We start from the raw sequence: 357 nt of genomic DNA on the forward strand, positions 1-357 counted from the left end.
GGCTGTAAGAGTTCCATCGGTAACCACATAAGGGAAGCTTACCGGTGCTGCCGAATTAAAGTCAGCTGATGGCGTAAAAGTAATTACTCCTGAAGCCGAAATATTAACTGTTCCGTCTGGAACGGCAATAACCTGAGCTGAACCTGTTAATGCTGTTCCGTTGATTGAAACAATAGAAAGTGCATCTCCGTCAGCATCTGTGTCGTTGATAAGCGGTGTTAAAATAACTGTATTGTCCTCTGCAACTGTATATATATCTTTTACAGCTGACGGAGCATCATTTACTGNNNGACAGTGATTTCTATATTCGCTGAAGCTGTCAGACTTCCATCGGTAACCACATAAGGGAAGCTTACC

The 357-nt window shown here is 42.9% G+C and carries 1 protein-coding gene; it reads right to left on the reverse strand.

Annotated features, from left to right (window positions below; genetic code table 11):
- Nucleotides 1-287, reverse strand: a 287-nt coding sequence (locus tag ASE40_RS21990) for an Ig-like domain-containing protein (RefSeq protein ID WP_206742871.1), incomplete at both ends; no start/stop codon positions are given.
- Nucleotides 288-357 lie beyond the last annotated feature (70 nt).

Source organism: Flavobacterium sp. Root935 (genome assembly GCF_001429295.1).
Lineage (GTDB): Bacteria > Bacteroidota > Bacteroidia > Flavobacteriales > Flavobacteriaceae > Flavobacterium.